This is a genomic window from Rhodococcus sp. NPDC003322 (assembly GCF_053589555.1).
On sequence record NZ_JBSFSC010000003.1, the window covers coordinates 248,349 to 264,471 of the forward strand.

Here is a 16,123-nt window from a genome sequence, read left to right on the forward strand (position 1 = left end):
GACGAACCACCCGTGGTGGTGATCATCACCTCGATGTGCGCCGTGGTGGCCGCCGAACACCTCGCCGGCGATTCCGTCACAGCCGACGATTGTGCAGGTGAGCGGGCTGTCGGTGATTGCGGGACCGTCCGGCCGGGGTGCTGCTCCGGGCCCCGACCTGCCCGTTCGGGGAGGTTGAGGCGGGTACGCCGTTGCTGCGATAGTGACGCCATGATCTCCATTCGCCCCGTCGACCCCGCCGATTTCGACGCCGTCGCGGACCTGACCGTCGACTCCTATGTCGGCGGCGGATTCGTCGCCGAGGCCAGCGGCTACGTCCAGCGGCTGCGTGACACCGCGACCCGCGCCGATCAGGCCGAGGTACTGGTCGCGGAATGGGACGGTGAGGTCGTCGGCTCGGTGACGATCGCCGAGCCGGGCACCCCGTTCTCCGATGTCGCGCAGGCCGGCGAGCTCGAGTTCCGGATGCTCGCGGTCTCCTCCGAGGCTCGCGGCAAGGGTGCCGGTTCCGCGCTGGTGCGGCACGTGCTCGACACCGCCTACGACCGGGGGCTGCAGGCCGTGGTCATCTCCACCGAACCGGAGATGGTCGACGCCCGCCGCATCTACGACCGCAACGACTTCGTGCACGTCCCCGACCGGGACTGGCAGCCGGTGCCGGGGATGGAGCTGACCGTCCTGGTCCGCGAGATCGTCTGATCCGTCGGCCCCTCCGCCGGTCGGACCCGCAGACCGCCGATCGGACCGGTCAGCCCAGCACCGTGGCGACGATGCCGGCGAGGTATCCCAGCCGGGCGATCTCGGACGGCCGGAATTCCGGACCGCCGGAGCGCCCGAGCAGCAGCACCCGGCCGGAGTGGCCCAGCGGAGCCGCGGCGAGGGTGGTGTCGACGTTCCTCCACGTGTCCGGCACCCAGTCGGCCTGGTCGTCGAGGATCGTCGGCTTCTGCAACGGCATCCACGGCACGTCACCGGCGTGCGTCTCCGGTGCGCCGCCGCTGCCGACGACGCGGAAGGCGCCGTGCGGCCCGATCCCGATCACGGTCGCCCAACTGACGCGCAGCACGCGGGCGGCGCCGTCGACGAGGACCTGCAGCCGATCGTCGCGCGCGGTCGCGACCTGGTCGATCAGTTCCAGCTCGCGGTGTGTGTCGAGCAGTCCGGTGTAGGGGCGGATCGAATCGACCCGAACGCCGGAGAGGTTCTCGGCGGCGGTGATGAGGGTGTCCGGCAACGATCCCTGCGCCACGTCGACCACCAGGTCGTCGACGGCGAAACCGGCGCCGCGCTCGACGACGTCGAGGGAGAGGATGTCCGCGCCCACGGAGCCGAGCGCGACGGCGAGCGAGCCCAGGCTGCCGGGTCGGTCGGGTAGCTGGACACGCAGTAGGTACGACACGGAATTCCTTTGTCACAACGGTTCGGCGGCGGTCGAGGCGGCTCGGCCGCCCGGCCGGACGGGGAGTCGTCGATGCCCCCGCGGCAACCATCCTTCCACCCCGGACCGACCGGTGAGGGCTGTGCCGGAACACCCCGTGGGAAACGCCCAGCTCGCCGCAGAATCGTCACCGCCGAGACATGCAGGCGTTCCGAGACGGAAACAGATCGCCCGAGCGAGGCGCTGGATGCAGGCCGCCGCGGCGCAGCCGATAGGCTGGTGGGCATCGTGTGTTCGCCGACCTGAAAGGGGCCCACGGGTGCCTGCCATCTCCCGCGACGAGGTCGCCCACCTCGCCCGGCTGTCCCGGCTCGCGCTGACCGACGCGGAACTCGACGAGTTCGCCGGCCAGCTCGACTCGATTCTCAGCCACGTCAAGACCGTCGCAGAGGTCGCCGCGGATGACGTGCCGCCCACCGCGAACCCGTACGCGCTGGTCAACGTGACCCGCCCCGACGTCGTCGTGCCGGGACTGTCTCCCGAGCAGGCGCTGTCCGGTGCGCCCGCCGTCGAGCAGGAACGTTTCGCCGTCCCGCAGATCCTGGGAGAAGAGCAGTGACCGCCGAGCTGACCGCACTCGACGCCTCCGTCCTCGCGTCGAAGATCCATGCCCGCGAGGTGTCCTCGGTGGAGGTCACCCAGGCGCATCTGGACCGCATCGCCGCCGTCGACGGCGAGTACAACGCCTTCCTGCACGTGTCCGGCGAGGCGGCGCTCGCCGCGGCCAAGCAGGTCGACGACGCCCTCGCGGCGGGTGAGGCGCCGGCCTCGCCGCTCGCCGGAGTCCCGTTGGCGCTCAAGGACGTTTTCACCACCACCGACGCCCCGACCACCTGCGGATCGAAGATCCTCGAGGGCTGGGTCGCGCCGTACGACGCGACGCTGACCACCCGGTTGCGCGAGGCGGGCATCCCGGTGCTCGGCAAGACCAACATGGACGAGTTCGCGATGGGCTCGTCGACGGAGAACTCCGCGTACGGCCCGACCCGGAACCCGTGGGACACCAGCCGGATTCCCGGCGGCTCCGGCGGCGGCAGCGCGGCCGCGCTGGCCTCGAACCAGGCGCCGCTCGCGATCGGCACCGACACCGGCGGCTCCATCCGGCAGCCGGCCGCTGTCACCGCCACCGTCGGCACCAAGCCCACCTACGGCACCGTCTCCCGTTTCGGCCTGGTCGCCTGCGCGTCGTCGCTGGACCAGGGTGGCCCGTGTGGCCGCACCGTCCTCGACACCGCGTTGCTGCACGAGGTGATCGCCGGGTACGACCCGCGCGACTCCACGTCGATCGACGCGCCGGTGCGTCCGGTTGTCGAGGCCGCCCGCCAGGGCGCGACCGGAGACCTGAAGGGTGTCCGGATCGGTGTGGTCAAGGAACTGCACTCCGACAGCTACCAGCCCGGCGTGATCGCCTCCTTCGACGCCGCCGTCGCCCAGCTGAAGGAACTCGGCGCCGAGGTCGTCGAGGTCTCCTGCCCGAGCTTCGAGTACGCGCTCGCGTCCTACTACCTGGTGCTGCCCAGCGAGGTCTCCTCGAACCTGGCCCGATTCGACGCGATGCGGTACGGCATGCGCGTCGACGACGGAAACATGAGCGCCGACCAGGTGATGGCCGCGACCCGTGCCGCCGGTTTCGGCAAGGAAGTCAAGCGCCGCATCATGATCGGCACCTACGCGCTGTCGTCGGGCTACTACGACGCCTACTACGGCTCCGCGCTCAAGGTTCGCACCCTGATCGCCCGCGACTTCGACGCCGCGTACGAGAAGGTCGACGTCCTCGTCTCGCCGACCAGCCCCTTCACCCCGTGGAAGCTGGGGGAGAAGGTCGACGATCCGCTGGCGATGTACCTGTCCGACCTGTGCACGCTGCCGACCAATCTGGCCGGGCACTGCGCGATCTCGGTGCCGTCCGGTCTCTCGGCGGACGACGGCCTGCCGGTCGGCCTGCAGGTGATGGCCCCGGCTCTCGCCGACGAGCGGCTCTACCGGGTCGCCGCGGCCTACGAGGCCGCCCGCGGACCGATCACCCGCTGACGCCGTCCGCTGACGATCGGCCCGACATTCGCCGCGGATGTCGGGCCGATCGCGTCACCGCGCCGCGGTCACACACACCATGGTCGCGTTCACCGCGGCGTTCCCGGTGAACGTGTCGGTCACGGCGGGATCGTGGAGCAGGTTGACGTTCGCGCCGGGGTGCGCCGCGGCGGTCGACCAGCCGACCCCCTTCTCGCCGTGTCCCCATCCGTGTGGGATCGCGACGGTGCCGACCCGGATCTCGTCGCTGACCTCGACAGGGACCTCGATGCTGCCGACGCGTGAGCGCACCGTCACCGGCTGCCCGTCGACGAGTGCCCGGGCCGCGGCGTCGTCCGGGTGCATCAGGACGGTGCAGCGATCACGGCCCTTGACCATGGCCGGCACATTGTGCAGCCACGAGTTGTTCGATCTCAGGTGCCTGCGGCCGATCAGCCTGAGATCGAATTCGTTTTCGAGGCACTCGGTTTCGTTCGTCTCGACGAGTCGCCGGGCCTCCGCGACGAATTCCGCAGGCGCGAGTTGCACCCGCCGGTCCGGGGTCGAGATCAGCGACGCGAGGCGGGGCTCGAGAGGGCCGAGGTCGACGCCGCCGGGCGTGCGCCGGATCCGGTTCATCGTCAGCCCGCCGCGGCCGCGGCGCAGCATGCCGTGCGGGCCGGTCAGGACGCCGAGCGCACCGATCCGGAGCGGGCTGATCCGGTCGATCACTCGCCGAAGCGGTGTCGTCAGCAGCGATCGCAGCGGAACCGGCACCACCTCCAGCAGCAGCCGGGCGAGGATCTGCCAGTCCTCGAGCGCGTCCTCCGGCGGATCGAAGACGCGCGCATTGAAGCGGGCGTTGTTTCGGACCGAGAAGACCGGGAACAGGAAGTCGAACTCCTCCCGCTCGAGGTGTGACGTCGGCGGCAGTACGACGTCGGCGTGCCGCGAGGTCTCGGTGAGGTACATGTCGACCGCGACGTAGAAGTCGAGTGCGTCGAGCGCCTCGTCGAGCCGGCCGCCCTGCGGGGTGGACAGCACCGGATTGCCCGCGTAGGTGATCAGCGCCCGGACCGGTCCCGGTGATCCGGGCCCGTCGCCGAGGATCTCGTCGGCGAGCCCGACCACGGGGAGCTCGGTGCGGAAGGCCTTGCGGTCCCCGCCGCGGTTCGTCCACCGTCCGTATCCCGACCCGAGGCGGCGCACGAATCGCGCGGCGTCGATCGGGGGCGTCGCGTACATCTGCCCACCGGGCCGGTCCAGATTGCCGGTCACGGCGTTGAGCGTGTTGACCAGCCAGTGCGTGATGGTCCCGGTGACCTGGTGGCACACGCCGATTCGGGCGTACGCCACCGCCGAGGTCGCGTCGCGATGGTCGCGTGCGAGTCGCCGGATCGTGTCCGCGTCCACCCCGGCCCTCGGTGCCATCGCTTCGGGCGTGTACGGGCGGACCAGGTCGGCCAGCTCACGCCAGCCCGCGATCGGCACGGTGCCCTCGGGTTCGGTTGCGCCGTCGGCGACGAGGGTGTGCAGCATTCCCAGCAGCAGGTACGGGTCGCCGCCCGGTCTGATCGCGACATGCTCGTCCGCCAGTCGCGCCGTCTCCGTGCGGCGCGGGTCGACCACCACCACCGTCCCGCCGCGGCGGCGGATCGCGCGAATGCGGCCCCGGGCGTCCGGCATCGTCGTGATCGAGCCGTTCGACACGGCGGGATTGGCCCCGAGGACCAGCAGCCGGTCGGTCCGGTCCACGTCGGCGATCGGCATCAGCACGTTCGAGCCGTACATCTTCCACGCCGCGAATTCCTGGGGGAACTGGTCGATCGACGAGGCCGAATAGAAGTGCCGGGTCAGCAGGGCGACGCGCAGCGCCATCCCGTAGACCACCGAGGAGCTGTGCGCGGCCGGGTTGCCGAGGTACATCGCGATCGCGTCCCGGCCGTGCCTGCGCCGGACCGCGCGCAGGTTGCGGCCGATCAGCGCCGATGCCTCCTCCCAGCCGATCTCCTCGAAGCCGTCACCCACTCGGCGCAGGGGGCGCCGCAACCGCTCCGGATCGTGGTGCAGGTCGCCAAGCGCGGTCGCCTTCGGGCAGATGTACCCGTGGGACAGCACGTCGTCCGGGTCGCCCTCGACGCGAGTGACATGGTCGTTCTCGACGGTGACCAGGACGCCGCAGTGTGCCTCGCAGAGCGTGCACTGCCGGGCGACGGTACGTGTGGACATGCTCGGGCCCCTCCACGGTTGTGCCCGGAACTTAGCACCGGCGAGTCGGTCCGGTGAGCGGTTCCGCCGTGCCGGACGACAGGTGGAACCGGCCTGCCGTCTCAGGGCCCGAACCAGCGCCGCCGACGGTCGGCTGCGAACTCGGCCTTCTCCCTGGCGAATTCGACCGACGGTCCGCGGAACGGGGCGACCGGGGTCGGACCGGACAGGAAGTCCGCCTCCACCTTCCCGACTAGACCGCCACCGAACTCGATGTGGCACGTGCCCTGGCCGAGATACCTGTCCCCGTGCGGGCTGTCGTGCAGGTGGGAGATGATGTCCACCGCGACGGTCCGCGCGGCGGTCTCGGCGAACACCCCCGCCCGGGGTACGGGGGCGTCCGCGCAGTCGCCCAGCGCGTACACCCCGGGGTGCGGGGTCGCGAGGGTCGCCGCGTCGACGTGGATCCAGCCGTCCGCGCCGCCCTCCGTCAGTCCGGAGGTCTGCACGACGTCCGGCACCCGGTGGCGGGGGACCCCGATGAACAGGTCGTAGGCGAGATCGCCGTCGTGCGTCGACGCGGTGTGCGTGGCCGGGTCCAGCGCGTGCACCCGCGTTCCCGGCGTGTATTCGATGTCGCGGTCCGCGAGTGCGCCGACGATCGCGGCGTTGGAGCTGGGGGACACGGGGATGGGGGAGTCCATCGGGGTGAGCAGCTGCATGCGGGTCGCACCGCGCAGGTCCCGCCGGACGAGTTCCTCGTGGAGCAGCAGCGCGCCCTCGTACGGTGCCGGCGGGCACTTGAAGGGGACACTGAGAATCGAGAGCAGGATGGTGCCGCCGGTGAAGGCGTCGAGGCGTTCCCGCAACCGGTGGACGCCCTCGAGCGAGTAGAACTCGTGACCGTCCTCGACGAATCCGGGGGTCGCACCGCAGTCGTACTCCGCGCCGAGCGCCACGACGAGCGTGTCCGCCCTGTACTCGCCGCGGTCGGTGGTGACGTGACGCGTGGCGGGATCGATCGCGGTGACCGTCTCGCGGCGGAACTCCACGGCCGGAAGGTTGAGGGTGTCGTACGGAATCCGGACGTCGTCGATCGTGCGGCCCCGGAACAGCACGTCCATCTTGGCGAAGCCGAACACGAATCCGTCGGCGCGGTCGAGGAGGGTGACCCGAACCTCGTCCGGCACGGATCGGGACAGGCTGGCGGCGAGTTCGAGCCCACCGAACCCCGCTCCCAGGATCAGCACGGTGTGCATCGTTCGAGTATCCACCCTCCCGCGTACGAAACCCAGGGTTGACAGCCGGAGCGGTCACGGTGCCGGTCGGCAGTCCGGCAGTGCGGTGCCCTGATCGGTGCCGTACCGATGGCCGTGGCCCGGTGCGGCGTCCAGCGAGGTGACCAGGTCGACCGTGGTCTGCAGGAAACTGACCACCGGCAACCACGCCGGGGTCGGGGCATCCGGCCGCACGCCGTCCAGTCGGGGCGGCGCCACCAGCAACCGGGGCGACCAGTGGACGACCGGGTCGGACGCGTTGGCGAGCACCGTCGTGCCCGGACGGATCGGTGCGCCCCCGGGCGGCCCGGCGAGCAGGACGCCGCAGTCGGCGCCCACGGCCGCGGCTCCGAGCGCGCCGAGGCTCTGTCCGTACAGGTGCAGCGCGGGACGTTCGTCCGGTGACATTCGCGAGATTCTCTGCGCGAGTGCGGTGTAGAGGGCGCGCGCCGACTCCGTCGCGCCGGCGCGGTCGGTGACGAAGGTGACCCAACTCGGCGCCGCCGAGTACTGCACCGCGATCTCGGCGACGTCCCCGCCGAAGCGTCGTTCGAACCCGGCGACCGCGTTCGAGTCGATCCACCCCGATCCGGTCGGCACCGCGACCACCACGTGCGACCGCGCCAGTCCACCGGCCCGGTCCAGTTCCCGGACGGCCAGGTCGACCCGGGCGTCGAGGCTCGGTGCGCTGCCCAGACCGACATAGGTGCGCACCGTCCCCGGGGCGGCCGGGGCCGAGACGAACCGCCGCCCGTGCGCGCCGAGCGACTCCCAGGGGACGAGCGAGTCGGCTGCTCCCGACATCGACGACGTCGCAGGACGGGCAGGGCCGCTGGCGTCCGCGGTCCGGGAGAGCGCGGCCGGCGCGCCCCAGGCCGTCGCGGTGACCGCCGTGACGAGCACCGCGGCGCCGACCCGTCTCCCGTGCGGCCGCCGCGCCAGCGCGCCGAGCCCCCGCGCACCGCCGATCAGGACGGCGGCCACCGCGCCGCCGAGTACCAGGACCAGTGCCCAGTGGGCGGGCCCGACCGCGGCGACACCCATCGCGGACCGCACCCCGTTCTGCCAGTGGTCGGCGATCAGCACCGCCCACCCCACCGTCACAACGCCCGCGCCTGCGGCCACCGTCCGCGTCGTCGATCCGGATTCGGTTGTCGCCGAGCGCCGGCCGGGGCGCCGATGCCACAGCGCTGCGAGTCCCCATCCGGCCGCCACGAGCAGGCCGGTGAGGAGCGCCTGCACGAGCGCGGGGCGGGGCAGCAGTGACGGCGCGAGCGACGCCGTCGCGGCGGACGCCACGGCCACCGTCGTCGCGATCCGGGGTGCGGTGACCGTGACACCGGGCAGCGACAGGGCACGGGGGAGGGTCGCCGTCATGCCGTCACCACCGGTGCGGCGGTGCCGTTGCTCCCGGACCGGCGGCGGAGGGCGACGGCGCCGCCGAGCGCCGCCGTGCCCAGGAGGGCCGCCGACAGGCCGATCGGTTCGGGGTGGGGCGCGGCGTAGTTCTGCCGCCACGAATTCGAGTTCACCGCGGTCGCCGCGACCGTCGCGACCGCCCGGCACGAGGCCCGGGTGACATCGTCGGGGCGGGCGGCGCACGCGGCGTGCAGCCGATCGTCGAGCTGCCGGTCCAGACTCAGCCGGGCCCACGCACCGACCGGCGCCCCGGCCCGGTCCGCGTAGCGGAGCAGATCGTATCCGAGGTCGTGCCCCATGCAGGCGGTGTCGAACTCGGCGGGCAGCGGGACCGGCGACGAGCAGGTGCCGTGCGGGTTGACGAGCATCCCGTCCCGGACCAGGGGCCGGTACCCGAAGTCCTGCTCGAAGTCGGCGGGAATCCGCGCCGCGGCGGCGATCGGATCGGTGGTCGTGAGGGCCTCGATCGCGAGCGCGGCCGGAGCGTCGCGCTCGTCGGGAGTGGCGCCGGCCGTGTGCGGCGCGAGGAGGGTGGAGGCGGCGATCGCGCATCCCACCGCGAGGACTGTCCAGGTCGATTTCCGCATGGTTCCGACGCTAGAAATCGCCCGTACCTGCGAACATCACTCCGCGGCTTGGTTCGCTGCCGGCACCGTGGCGTCGGGGAACCGCCCGGACTCACCCGTCGGTGCCAGGGCGATCTCACCCCACGGTATGAGGACATCTCGGGTCCCGCTTCCTAGGGTTCTTCGCGTGGGTAGGACGAAACGAGCACTTCGCAGGACCGCACAGGGGGCCGCGACGAGAGCGAGACCGAGGCTCGCGCGACTGAGCGGCGGCCAGTGGCTCGACATCGGGGTGGTGTTCGTGACTGCGGTGCTGTTCGCGATCGCGTGGCCGACACTGCAACTGACCCACCGGGTTCCCGTGGGAGTGCAGCCGGTGATCGCCGGCCTCGCCACGCTGCCGCTGCTGTTCATTCGAGCGAATCCAGCTCTGGGCTGGGCGATCTCGGCCGCCGGGGCGCTGGTCATCCCGGTCGCCTATGACCGCACCGCCGACTACGACTTCCCGTGGCAGGTCGTGCACGTGATGGTGCTGATGGCCCTGCTGCTTGCCGTCAGCCTGCGGTCCCCGCTGCCGGTGGTTGCCGTCGCGGGAGTGTCGACCGCCCTGCTCTTCCTCGCGAACGCCCCCGGGCAGGACGGACGCGGGTGGGCCGTCGGGCTCACCGCCCTCGTCGCGTTCGGGTTGCTGATCCGCTGGCTGGTGCTCTCCCGTCGGCAACTCGCCCGGCAGGAGGAGGAGAACGAGGTCGAGCGGGCGCGCCGCGCGATCCTCGAGGAGCGGGCGAGGATCGCTCGCGACCTGCACGACGTCGTCGCCCACCACATGTCGCTGGTGGTCGTGCAGGCGCAGAGCGCCCCCTACCGCCTCGGCGGCCTGTCGGCCGAGGCGACAGCCGAATTCGACTCGATCGGTGCGACCGCCCGCGAGGCGTTGAACGAGATCCGCGGCATGCTCGGCGTGCTGCGCAGCGACGGTCAGGCCCCCGAGAACGCCCCGATGCCCGGACTCGACCGGATCGACGAGTTGATCGAGGCCGGCCGGCGGGCCGGAATGGCGGTGACCGTCGAGCGCGGGCCGCTGCCGGCGTTGCCCGAGACGTCCGGACTCGCGCTGTACCGGATCCTGCAGGAGTCGCTGGCGAACGCGGCGCGCCACGCACCGGGCGCGGCCGTACGGGTGGACCTGGCCGGGGACGCGGCCGTGACCGAACTGGTGGTCGTCAACGAGGCCGCGGCGCAATCCGTGCCGGCCTCGAATTCCGGTGGCGGCCACGGCATCGTCGGGATGCGGGACCGGGCCCGGTCGGTCGGGGGAACGCTGACCGCGCATCCCGCGGTGGGCGGCGGATTCGAGGTGCGGGCCCGGGTCCCGTCGACCGCGGGCGGCTCGGTGCCCGAACCGGGCGTGGGTCGGGCCTAGGCTTGCCGGGTGGCGATCACGGTCTTCATTGCAGACGATCAGGCGATGGTGCGGCAGGGGTTCGGGGCGCTGCTCGCCGCACAACCCGACATCAGCGTGGTCGGCGACGCCCCGAACGGGAAGGTCGCGGTCGACGAGGTGCTCCGGCTGCGGCCCGACGTCGTGCTGATGGATGTGCGGATGCCGGAGCTGAACGGGTTGGAGGCCGCAGAGCGGATCCTGTCCGCGGCGCTGCAGCCGCCGGTGCGGGTGCTGATGCTCACCACCTTCGACATCGACGACTACGTGTACGAGGCGCTTCGGGTGGGGGCGAGCGGCTTCATGCTCAAGGACGCGCCCGCCGACGAACTGGTCCGCGCGGTCCGTGTCGTCGCGGACGGTGAGGCGCTGCTCGCGCCGTCGGTGACCCGCCGCCTGATCGCGGACGTCACCAGTCGGCGTGCTGCCCGCCGGCCGGAGCCTGCGCGACTCGCGACGCTGACCCCCCGGGAACGCGAGGTGCTCGAGCTGATCGCCCGCGGGCTGTCCAACACCGAGATCGCCGAGTCGTTGTTCGTCGCCGAACAGACCGTCAAGACCCACGTGGGGAAGGTGCTCGCGAAGCTGCATCTGCGTGATCGCGCGCAGGCGGTCGTCCTCGCGTACGAGGCCGGGGTGGTCACTCCCGGCTGAGGCCGGCCGCGAGTCGGTCCTGTTTCGCCGAGCGACGTAACGGACGGCCCCGGCCCGGTTCAGGGGGTGAGTACGAACATGCCGTTCGCGTGTCGCATTTCGATCCGGTCGTGTGCGCGCCCCGCGTCGTCGAACCCGATCACGCTGTCGATGATCGGGGTGAGGGCGCCGCCCGCCGCGAGTTCGAGGGCAGCCGATCGCGCGGAGGCAACCCGACCGAGCCAGGCCGGGCCACTGCAGCCGGTGAGCGACAGCCCGTGGGTCAGCAGGTCCGAGGGCGTGATGGCGGCGGGTGTGCCACCGAGCATTCCGTAGTAGAGCATTCGCCCGCTCAGTGGCGTCATCGCGTCGAGGACGGCGAGTGAGCTCGCGCCGCCGATGGATTCGAAGACGACGTCGATCGTGGCGCCCCGCAACGCCTCCGGGAGGCGAGCGGCCCAGTCCGGTTCGGTGTGGTCGATGACGACGTCCGCCCCGAGACTGCGGGCGCGTTCCCGGTTCGCGGGGTTGCCTGCGGTCGCGATGATCCTGCCCGCGCCGTGCGAACGCGCGAGCTGGGTCAGGTAGCCGCCGACGCCGGTGCCGGCGGCTTCGATCAGGACCGTGTCGTCACGCGTCAGGCGTGCGGTCTCGTGCAGGGTCATGGCGACGGATCCGCCCATCATGACCGCGGCGGCATCGACGGACGAGAGCCCGTCGGGGATCGGGACGGTGGATGTCGCAGGCGCGCACACCAACTCGGCATGAGCGCCGATCCCCATGCCCGCGGCCATCACTCGGGTGCCGACGAGCGCCGTGTCGACGCCTGCGCCCACCTGGGTGACGACGCCTGCGGCCTGCGTACCGAACACCGCCGGTGGCCCCGCCGGGGCGGGAAAGACGCCGGATCTGATCTGCGTCTCGACGAACAGAATCGGGGTGGCCTCGGTGCGGATCAGCACCTCCCCGTCCGCCGGGGACGGCGCGGGGACCTCTCGGGTGACGAGGACGTCGGGGCCACCAGTGGCCGTCATCACGACTGCTTTCATTATGATCTCCCCTAATCTGACCGTCGGTCCGGTTCCTGGTGCATCCGAACGATATGGACCGTCGGTCAAGTTGTCAATGGAGGTTTTGTGTCGTCCGACGGCCAGAGAACAGAGCGAGCCGATGCCGCGCGGAACAGGCGCGCAATCCTCGATGCGGCAGGTCGGCTGCTCGCCGAACACGGCCCGGGCGAGGTGTCGATGGAGCAGATCGCGGCGGCGGCCGGCGTCGGGAAGGGGACCCTCTTCCACCGCTTCGGCAGCCGCGCCGGCCTGATGCGCGCGCTCGTGCTCGAGCGGGCCGAGGACCTGCGCCGGGCCGTGACGAGCGGCGAGCCTCCGCTCGGCCCGGGGGCGCCGGCAGGCGAGCGGCTGCTGGCGTACTTCGACGCCATGACCGACCTCGTCGTCGCCAACATCGGGCTGATGGTGGCCTACGACACCGCCGCCGACGATCCGCACGCCGACGAGATCCACGCCTTCTGGTACCGGCACATCGCCGAACTGCTGTCGCAGGCCCGACCGGACGTCGACGCCGACATGCTGGCACGGCTCCTGCTCGGCACTCTCGGCGGCGAGCTCGTGCTGCATCTCATCCAATCGGGGCAGACCGCACGACTCAAGGCCGGTGTCCACCAGCTCGTCGACTCCGTTCTGCGCACCTGAACCGACGGAGCGCGGACAACCCGATCACCGCGCCTGGTGCAGGCCCCGCACGTACGCGGCCTGCCCCAGGTGCTGGAGGCAGTCCCCGATGACGCTGACCAGGCGCACCGCGACCGTGACCGGGGGATCCCACCGCCGGTCCACGATGCGGTCGAGCTCGGTGGGGGTGAGCTCGTCGACGTACTCGAGCGTCGCGAGGTGCACGTCGCCGTGGTAATCGGCGAGCAGGGCCGCCTCCGGGTGCACGGCGGCGACTTCGGAACTGCCGTGCCCGTAACCCGTGTCGGAGGCCGGGAACGGCAGATCGAACCGCTCCCGCCAGCCTCGGGAGGTCCACGCCTGCTCCACGTCGGCGGCATCGCTGACGTGATCGTCCTGCACGCGGGTCAGGTGCCAGATCAGCCAGGCGATCGAGTTCGCCTGCGGGCCGGGGCGATAACCGGCCACCTCCGGTGTCAGGCCGTCGGTCACCGCGACCACCAGTTCGCGGATCCTCTCGAACTGATCCCGCAGGACTGCGCGCGCCGCGTCCGTCTCGGTGTCCCGGCTCATCCCTCCACGGTAGGAGCGCGCGGGGAAGTGCGCAGCCGATCGATCAGGATGCCGCGGGCACCCGGCGGGTGCAGTATTGGTCACGGACCCAGCCGAGGGTGCGCGGACAGGGGTGTGCGATGACGAAGGTCGGGATTCTCACCAGTGGCGGTGACTGCCCGGGACTGAACGCGGTCATCCGAGGTGCGGTGCTCAAGGGCACCACCGTGTACGGGCAGCAGTTCGTCGGGTTCCTCGACGGGTGGCGCGGCCTGGTCGAGGGCGATGTGATGGACCTCGACCGCCCGACCGTCCGAGGGTTGTCGCACGAGGGCGGAACCATCTTGGGCACCAGTCGATTCGGTCCGTACCAGGGCCCGCACGGAGGGCCGGAGAACATCGCGCGAACCATGGAACGCCTCGGTGTCGACTCGGTGATCGCGATCGGTGGTGAGGGCACCGCGGCCGCCTCGCAGCGTCTGTACGACGCGGGCATCAAGATCGTCGGGGTCCCCAAGACCATCGACAACGACGTCGACCAGACCGACTACACCTTCGGCTTCGACACCGCCGTGGAGATCGCCACCGAGGCGATCGACCGGCTGCGCACCACCGGCAACTCGCACAAACGGTGCATGGTGCTCGAGGTGATGGGGCGCGGCGCCGGCTGGATCGCGCTGCACTCGGGCACCGCGGGCGGTGCGCACGCGATCCTCATCCCCGAGCACCCGGAGAGCATCGAACAGATCTGCGCGTGGGTCACCAGCGTCCGGGATCGGGGTCGCGCGCCGATGGTCGTCGTCGCCGAGGGGTTCACCCTGCCGGACATGACCGAGGCGTACTCGACGAAGGGGCTCGACGGGTTCGACCGGCCGCGCCTCGGCGGCGTTGCCGAGGTGCTGGCGCCGATGATCGAGGAACGCACCGGGATCGAGTCACGCGCGACCGTGCTCGGGTACATCCAGCGTGGCGGCGTGCCCACGGCCTTCGACCGGGTTCTCGCGACCCGCCTCGGGATGGCGGTCACCGACCTCGTCGCGCGGCAGGAGTGGGGAAACATGGTCGCGTTGCGCGGCACCGACATCGTGCAGGTGCACTTCGACGAGGCCCTCGCCGACCACAAGAGTGTCCCGCTGGAGCGATATCAGGAGATGCGGGTCATCTTCGGCTGAGCCGGATGCGAGTCGTGCCCGGGCCGAGCCGGATGCGAGTCGTCCCTCCCCGGCGGGGGCGAATAAACTCGGGACCATGACTGCCGCCATGTCCGATGCCCTGCTCGCCTACGACGAGGTGCTCGCGAAGTTCGAGCCCGTGATGGGCATGGAGGTGCACGTCGAGCTGCACACCGCCACCAAGATGTTCTGCGGCTGCCCGACCACGTTCGGGGCCGAGCCGAACACCCAGGTGTGCCCCGTGTGCCTGGGCCTTCCGGGTTCGCTGCCGGTGGTCAACCGGTCCGCGGTCGAGTCCGCGATCCGGATCGGTCTGGCACTGAACTGTTCGATCACCCCGTGGGGGCGGTTCGCGCGCAAGAACTACTTCTACCCGGACCAGCCGAAGAACTACCAGATCTCCCAGTACGACGAGCCGATCGCCACCAACGGCTACCTCGACGTGGTCCTCGACGACGGCACCACCTGGCGGGTCGACATCGAGCGGGCGCATATGGAGGAGGACACCGGCAAGTCGCTGCACGTCGGCGGCGCGACGGGACGCATCCACGGCGCCAGCCACTCGCTGCTCGACTACAACCGCGCCGGTGTGCCGCTGGTCGAGATCGTCACCAAGCCGATCACCGGTGCCGGCGAGCGGGCACCGGAGGTTGCGCGCGCCTACGTCACCGCGCTGCGGGACCTGCTCAAGGCCCTCGACGTGTCCGACGTCCGGATGGATCAGGGGTCGATGCGCTGCGACGCGAACATCTCCCTGATGCCGATCGGCGCGCAGGAGTTCGGCACCCGCACCGAGACCAAGAACGTCAACTCGCTCAAGTCCGTCGAGGTCGCGGTGCGCTACGAGATGCGCCGGCAGGCCGCGGTCCTGGTGTCCGGCGGTGAGGTGATCCAGGAGACCCGGCACTTCCAGGAGGCCGACGGCACCACGTCCGCCGGGCGCCGCAAGGAGACCGCCGAGGACTACCGCTACTTCCCCGAGCCCGATCTCGAACCGGTCGCACCGGACGCCGAATGGGTCGAGGAACTGCGTGGCACCCTGCCCGAGCTGCCGTGGCTGCGCCGCGCCCGGATCCAGGCCGAGTGGGGCGTGTCCGACGAGGTGATGCGCGACCTGGTCAACGCAGGCGCGCTCGACCTGGTCATTGCCACCACCGAGGCCGGTGCGCCCGCCGACGCGGCGCGGTCCTGGTGGGTGTCCTACCTGACGCAGCAGGCCAACACCCGCGGTGTCGAACTTGCCGATCTGCCGATCACCCCGGCTCAGGTCGCTCAGGTCGTCGCGCTGATCGACAGCGGCAAGCTCAACAACAAGGTCGCCCGTCAGGTCGTCGACCACGTGCTCGCCGGCGAGGGCGACCCGGAGCAGGTCGTCGCCGCCCACCCGGAGCTGGTCGTGGTCCGTGACGACACCCTGATCAAGTCCGCGGTCGACGAGGCCCTGGCCGCGAACCCCGATGTCGCGGAGAAGATCCGCAGCGGCAAGGTCGCCGCGGCGGGCGCCATCGTCGGCGCCGTCATGAAGGCCACCAAGGGACAGGCCGACCCGGCCCGCGTCAAGGAACTGGTCATCGAGGCCTGCTCCTGACCCACTCCGGCTGACGCCGGGTGCGCGGTTGCCGTCGTCGCCTCTGGCGCGATGCGATGATATCCGCACACTCGGCGGGCCGGACCGGCGCGGGCTGACCCGAAACGGGCTGCGCGGCCACCATAATC

The 16,123-nt window shown here is 71.3% G+C and carries 15 protein-coding genes; 8 read left to right on the plus strand and 7 right to left on the minus strand.

The features are described 5' to 3' along the window. Nucleotides 1-210: 210 nt before the first annotated feature. Nucleotides 211-699, plus strand: a complete 489-nt coding sequence (locus ACWDUM_RS13380) for a GNAT family N-acetyltransferase (protein WP_450134356.1) — start codon at nt 211-213, stop codon at nt 697-699. A gap of 49 nt (nt 700-748) precedes the next feature. Here the strand turns inward: ACWDUM_RS13380 and ACWDUM_RS13385 are convergent, their stop codons facing one another. Continuing rightward, nucleotides 749-1,399, minus strand: coding sequence for an amino acid-binding protein (locus ACWDUM_RS13385; protein ID WP_450112173.1), 651 nt, complete (start codon nt 1,397-1,399; stop codon nt 749-751). Between the two features lie 298 nt (nt 1,400-1,697). Between ACWDUM_RS13385 and gatC the strand changes: the two genes are divergently transcribed. Continuing rightward, entirely contained in the window at nt 1,698-1,997 is a 300-nt protein-coding gene (gatC, locus tag ACWDUM_RS13390; protein ID WP_450112174.1) for an Asp-tRNA(Asn)/Glu-tRNA(Gln) amidotransferase subunit GatC, read from the plus strand. Then, the gene (gatA, locus tag ACWDUM_RS13395) at nt 1,994-3,469 is read left to right on the plus strand and encodes an Asp-tRNA(Asn)/Glu-tRNA(Gln) amidotransferase subunit GatA (protein ID WP_450112175.1); all 1,476 of its coding nucleotides are present in this window, start codon (nt 1,994-1,996) and stop codon (nt 3,467-3,469) included. Before gatC ends, gatA begins: the two co-directional genes overlap by 4 nt. A 54-nt stretch (nt 3,470-3,523) precedes the next feature. Here gatA and ACWDUM_RS13400 read toward each other — a convergent pair whose 3' ends face one another. From ACWDUM_RS13400 to ACWDUM_RS13415, 4 genes are all read right to left on the minus strand, one after another. After that, nucleotides 3,524-5,677 (minus strand): molybdopterin-dependent oxidoreductase, encoded by a 2,154-nt coding sequence (locus tag ACWDUM_RS13400; protein ID WP_450134357.1) that lies wholly within the window; start codon nt 5,675-5,677, stop codon nt 3,524-3,526. Between the two features lie 101 nt (nt 5,678-5,778). Continuing rightward, nucleotides 5,779-6,915: an NAD(P)/FAD-dependent oxidoreductase gene (locus ACWDUM_RS13405; protein ID WP_450134358.1), complete on the minus strand. Its 1,137-nt coding sequence runs from the start codon at nt 6,913-6,915 to the stop codon at nt 5,779-5,781. 54 nt (nt 6,916-6,969) lie between these two features. Beyond that, nucleotides 6,970-8,310: an alpha/beta-hydrolase family protein gene (locus ACWDUM_RS13410; RefSeq protein ID WP_450134359.1), complete on the minus strand. Its 1,341-nt coding sequence runs from the start codon at nt 8,308-8,310 to the stop codon at nt 6,970-6,972. After that, a complete protein-coding gene (locus ACWDUM_RS13415) occupies nt 8,307-8,939 on the minus strand; it encodes a hypothetical protein (protein ID WP_450134360.1) in 633 nt (210 codons plus the stop codon). Before ACWDUM_RS13415 ends, ACWDUM_RS13410 begins: the two co-directional genes overlap by 4 nt. 280 nt (nt 8,940-9,219) lie before the next feature. Between ACWDUM_RS13415 and ACWDUM_RS13420 the strand changes: the two genes are divergently transcribed. Together ACWDUM_RS13420 and ACWDUM_RS13425 are read left to right on the plus strand one after the other, a co-directional pair. Continuing rightward, on the plus strand, nt 9,220-10,341 hold the full coding sequence (locus ACWDUM_RS13420) for a sensor histidine kinase (protein WP_450134361.1): 1,122 nt from the start codon (nt 9,220-9,222) through the stop codon (nt 10,339-10,341). Nucleotides 10,342-10,350: 9 nt separating this feature from the next. Continuing rightward, on the plus strand, nt 10,351-11,013 hold the full coding sequence (locus ACWDUM_RS13425) for a response regulator (RefSeq protein ID WP_450134362.1): 663 nt from the start codon (nt 10,351-10,353) through the stop codon (nt 11,011-11,013). Between the two features lie 59 nt (nt 11,014-11,072). On the opposite strand, the gene ACWDUM_RS13430 is transcribed toward ACWDUM_RS13425, so the two are convergent. Continuing rightward, nucleotides 11,073-12,026 carry a quinone oxidoreductase family protein gene (locus ACWDUM_RS13430; protein ID WP_450134363.1) on the minus strand — a complete coding sequence of 318 codons (954 nt, stop codon included), beginning with the start codon at nt 12,024-12,026 and terminating at the stop codon, nt 11,073-11,075. 102 nt (nt 12,027-12,128) lie between these two features. On the opposite strand from ACWDUM_RS13430, the gene ACWDUM_RS13435 reads away from it, so the two are divergent. Next, on the plus strand, nt 12,129-12,704 hold the full coding sequence (locus tag ACWDUM_RS13435; RefSeq protein ID WP_450134364.1) for a TetR/AcrR family transcriptional regulator: 576 nt from the start codon (nt 12,129-12,131) through the stop codon (nt 12,702-12,704). 24 nt (nt 12,705-12,728) lie between these two features. Here the strand turns inward: ACWDUM_RS13435 and ACWDUM_RS13440 are convergent, their stop codons facing one another. After that, nucleotides 12,729-13,256, minus strand: coding sequence for a mycothiol transferase (locus tag ACWDUM_RS13440; RefSeq protein WP_450134365.1), 528 nt, complete (start codon nt 13,254-13,256; stop codon nt 12,729-12,731). A 119-nt stretch (nt 13,257-13,375) separates the two neighbouring features. Here ACWDUM_RS13440 and ACWDUM_RS13445 point away from each other — a divergent pair, with 119 nt between their 5' ends. Together ACWDUM_RS13445 and gatB are read left to right on the plus strand one after the other, a co-directional pair. After that, nucleotides 13,376-14,407: an ATP-dependent 6-phosphofructokinase gene (locus ACWDUM_RS13445; RefSeq protein ID WP_450112185.1), complete on the plus strand. Its 1,032-nt coding sequence runs from the start codon at nt 13,376-13,378 to the stop codon at nt 14,405-14,407. Nucleotides 14,408-14,483: 76 nt separating this feature from the next. Continuing rightward, the gene (gene gatB, locus ACWDUM_RS13450) at nt 14,484-15,995 is read left to right on the plus strand and encodes an Asp-tRNA(Asn)/Glu-tRNA(Gln) amidotransferase subunit GatB (RefSeq protein ID WP_450134366.1); all 1,512 of its coding nucleotides are present in this window, start codon (nt 14,484-14,486) and stop codon (nt 15,993-15,995) included. The last annotated feature ends 128 nt before the right edge of the window (nt 15,996-16,123 follow it).

Coding starts and splice junctions, on each gene's coding strand:
- ACWDUM_RS13380 (WP_450134356.1), top strand. CDS start 211: ATGATCTCCATTCGCCCCGTCGACCCCGCCGATTTCGACGCCGTCGCG.
- ACWDUM_RS13400 (WP_450134357.1), bottom strand. CDS start 5,677: ATGTCCACACGTACCGTCGCCCGGCAGTGCACGCTCTGCGAGGCACAC.
- ACWDUM_RS13405 (WP_450134358.1), bottom strand. CDS start 6,915: ATGCACACCGTGCTGATCCTGGGAGCGGGGTTCGGTGGGCTCGAACTC.
- ACWDUM_RS13410 (WP_450134359.1), bottom strand. CDS start 8,310: ATGACGGCGACCCTCCCCCGTGCCCTGTCGCTGCCCGGTGTCACGGTC.
- ACWDUM_RS13415 (WP_450134360.1), bottom strand. CDS start 8,939: ATGCGGAAATCGACCTGGACAGTCCTCGCGGTGGGATGCGCGATCGCC.
- ACWDUM_RS13430 (WP_450134363.1), bottom strand. CDS start 12,026: ATGACGGCCACTGGTGGCCCCGACGTCCTCGTCACCCGAGAGGTCCCC.
- ACWDUM_RS13440 (WP_450134365.1), bottom strand. CDS start 13,256: ATGAGCCGGGACACCGAGACGGACGCGGCGCGCGCAGTCCTGCGGGAT.
- ACWDUM_RS13445 (WP_450112185.1), top strand. CDS start 13,376: ATGACGAAGGTCGGGATTCTCACCAGTGGCGGTGACTGCCCGGGACTG.
- gatB (WP_450134366.1), top strand. CDS start 14,484: ATGACTGCCGCCATGTCCGATGCCCTGCTCGCCTACGACGAGGTGCTC.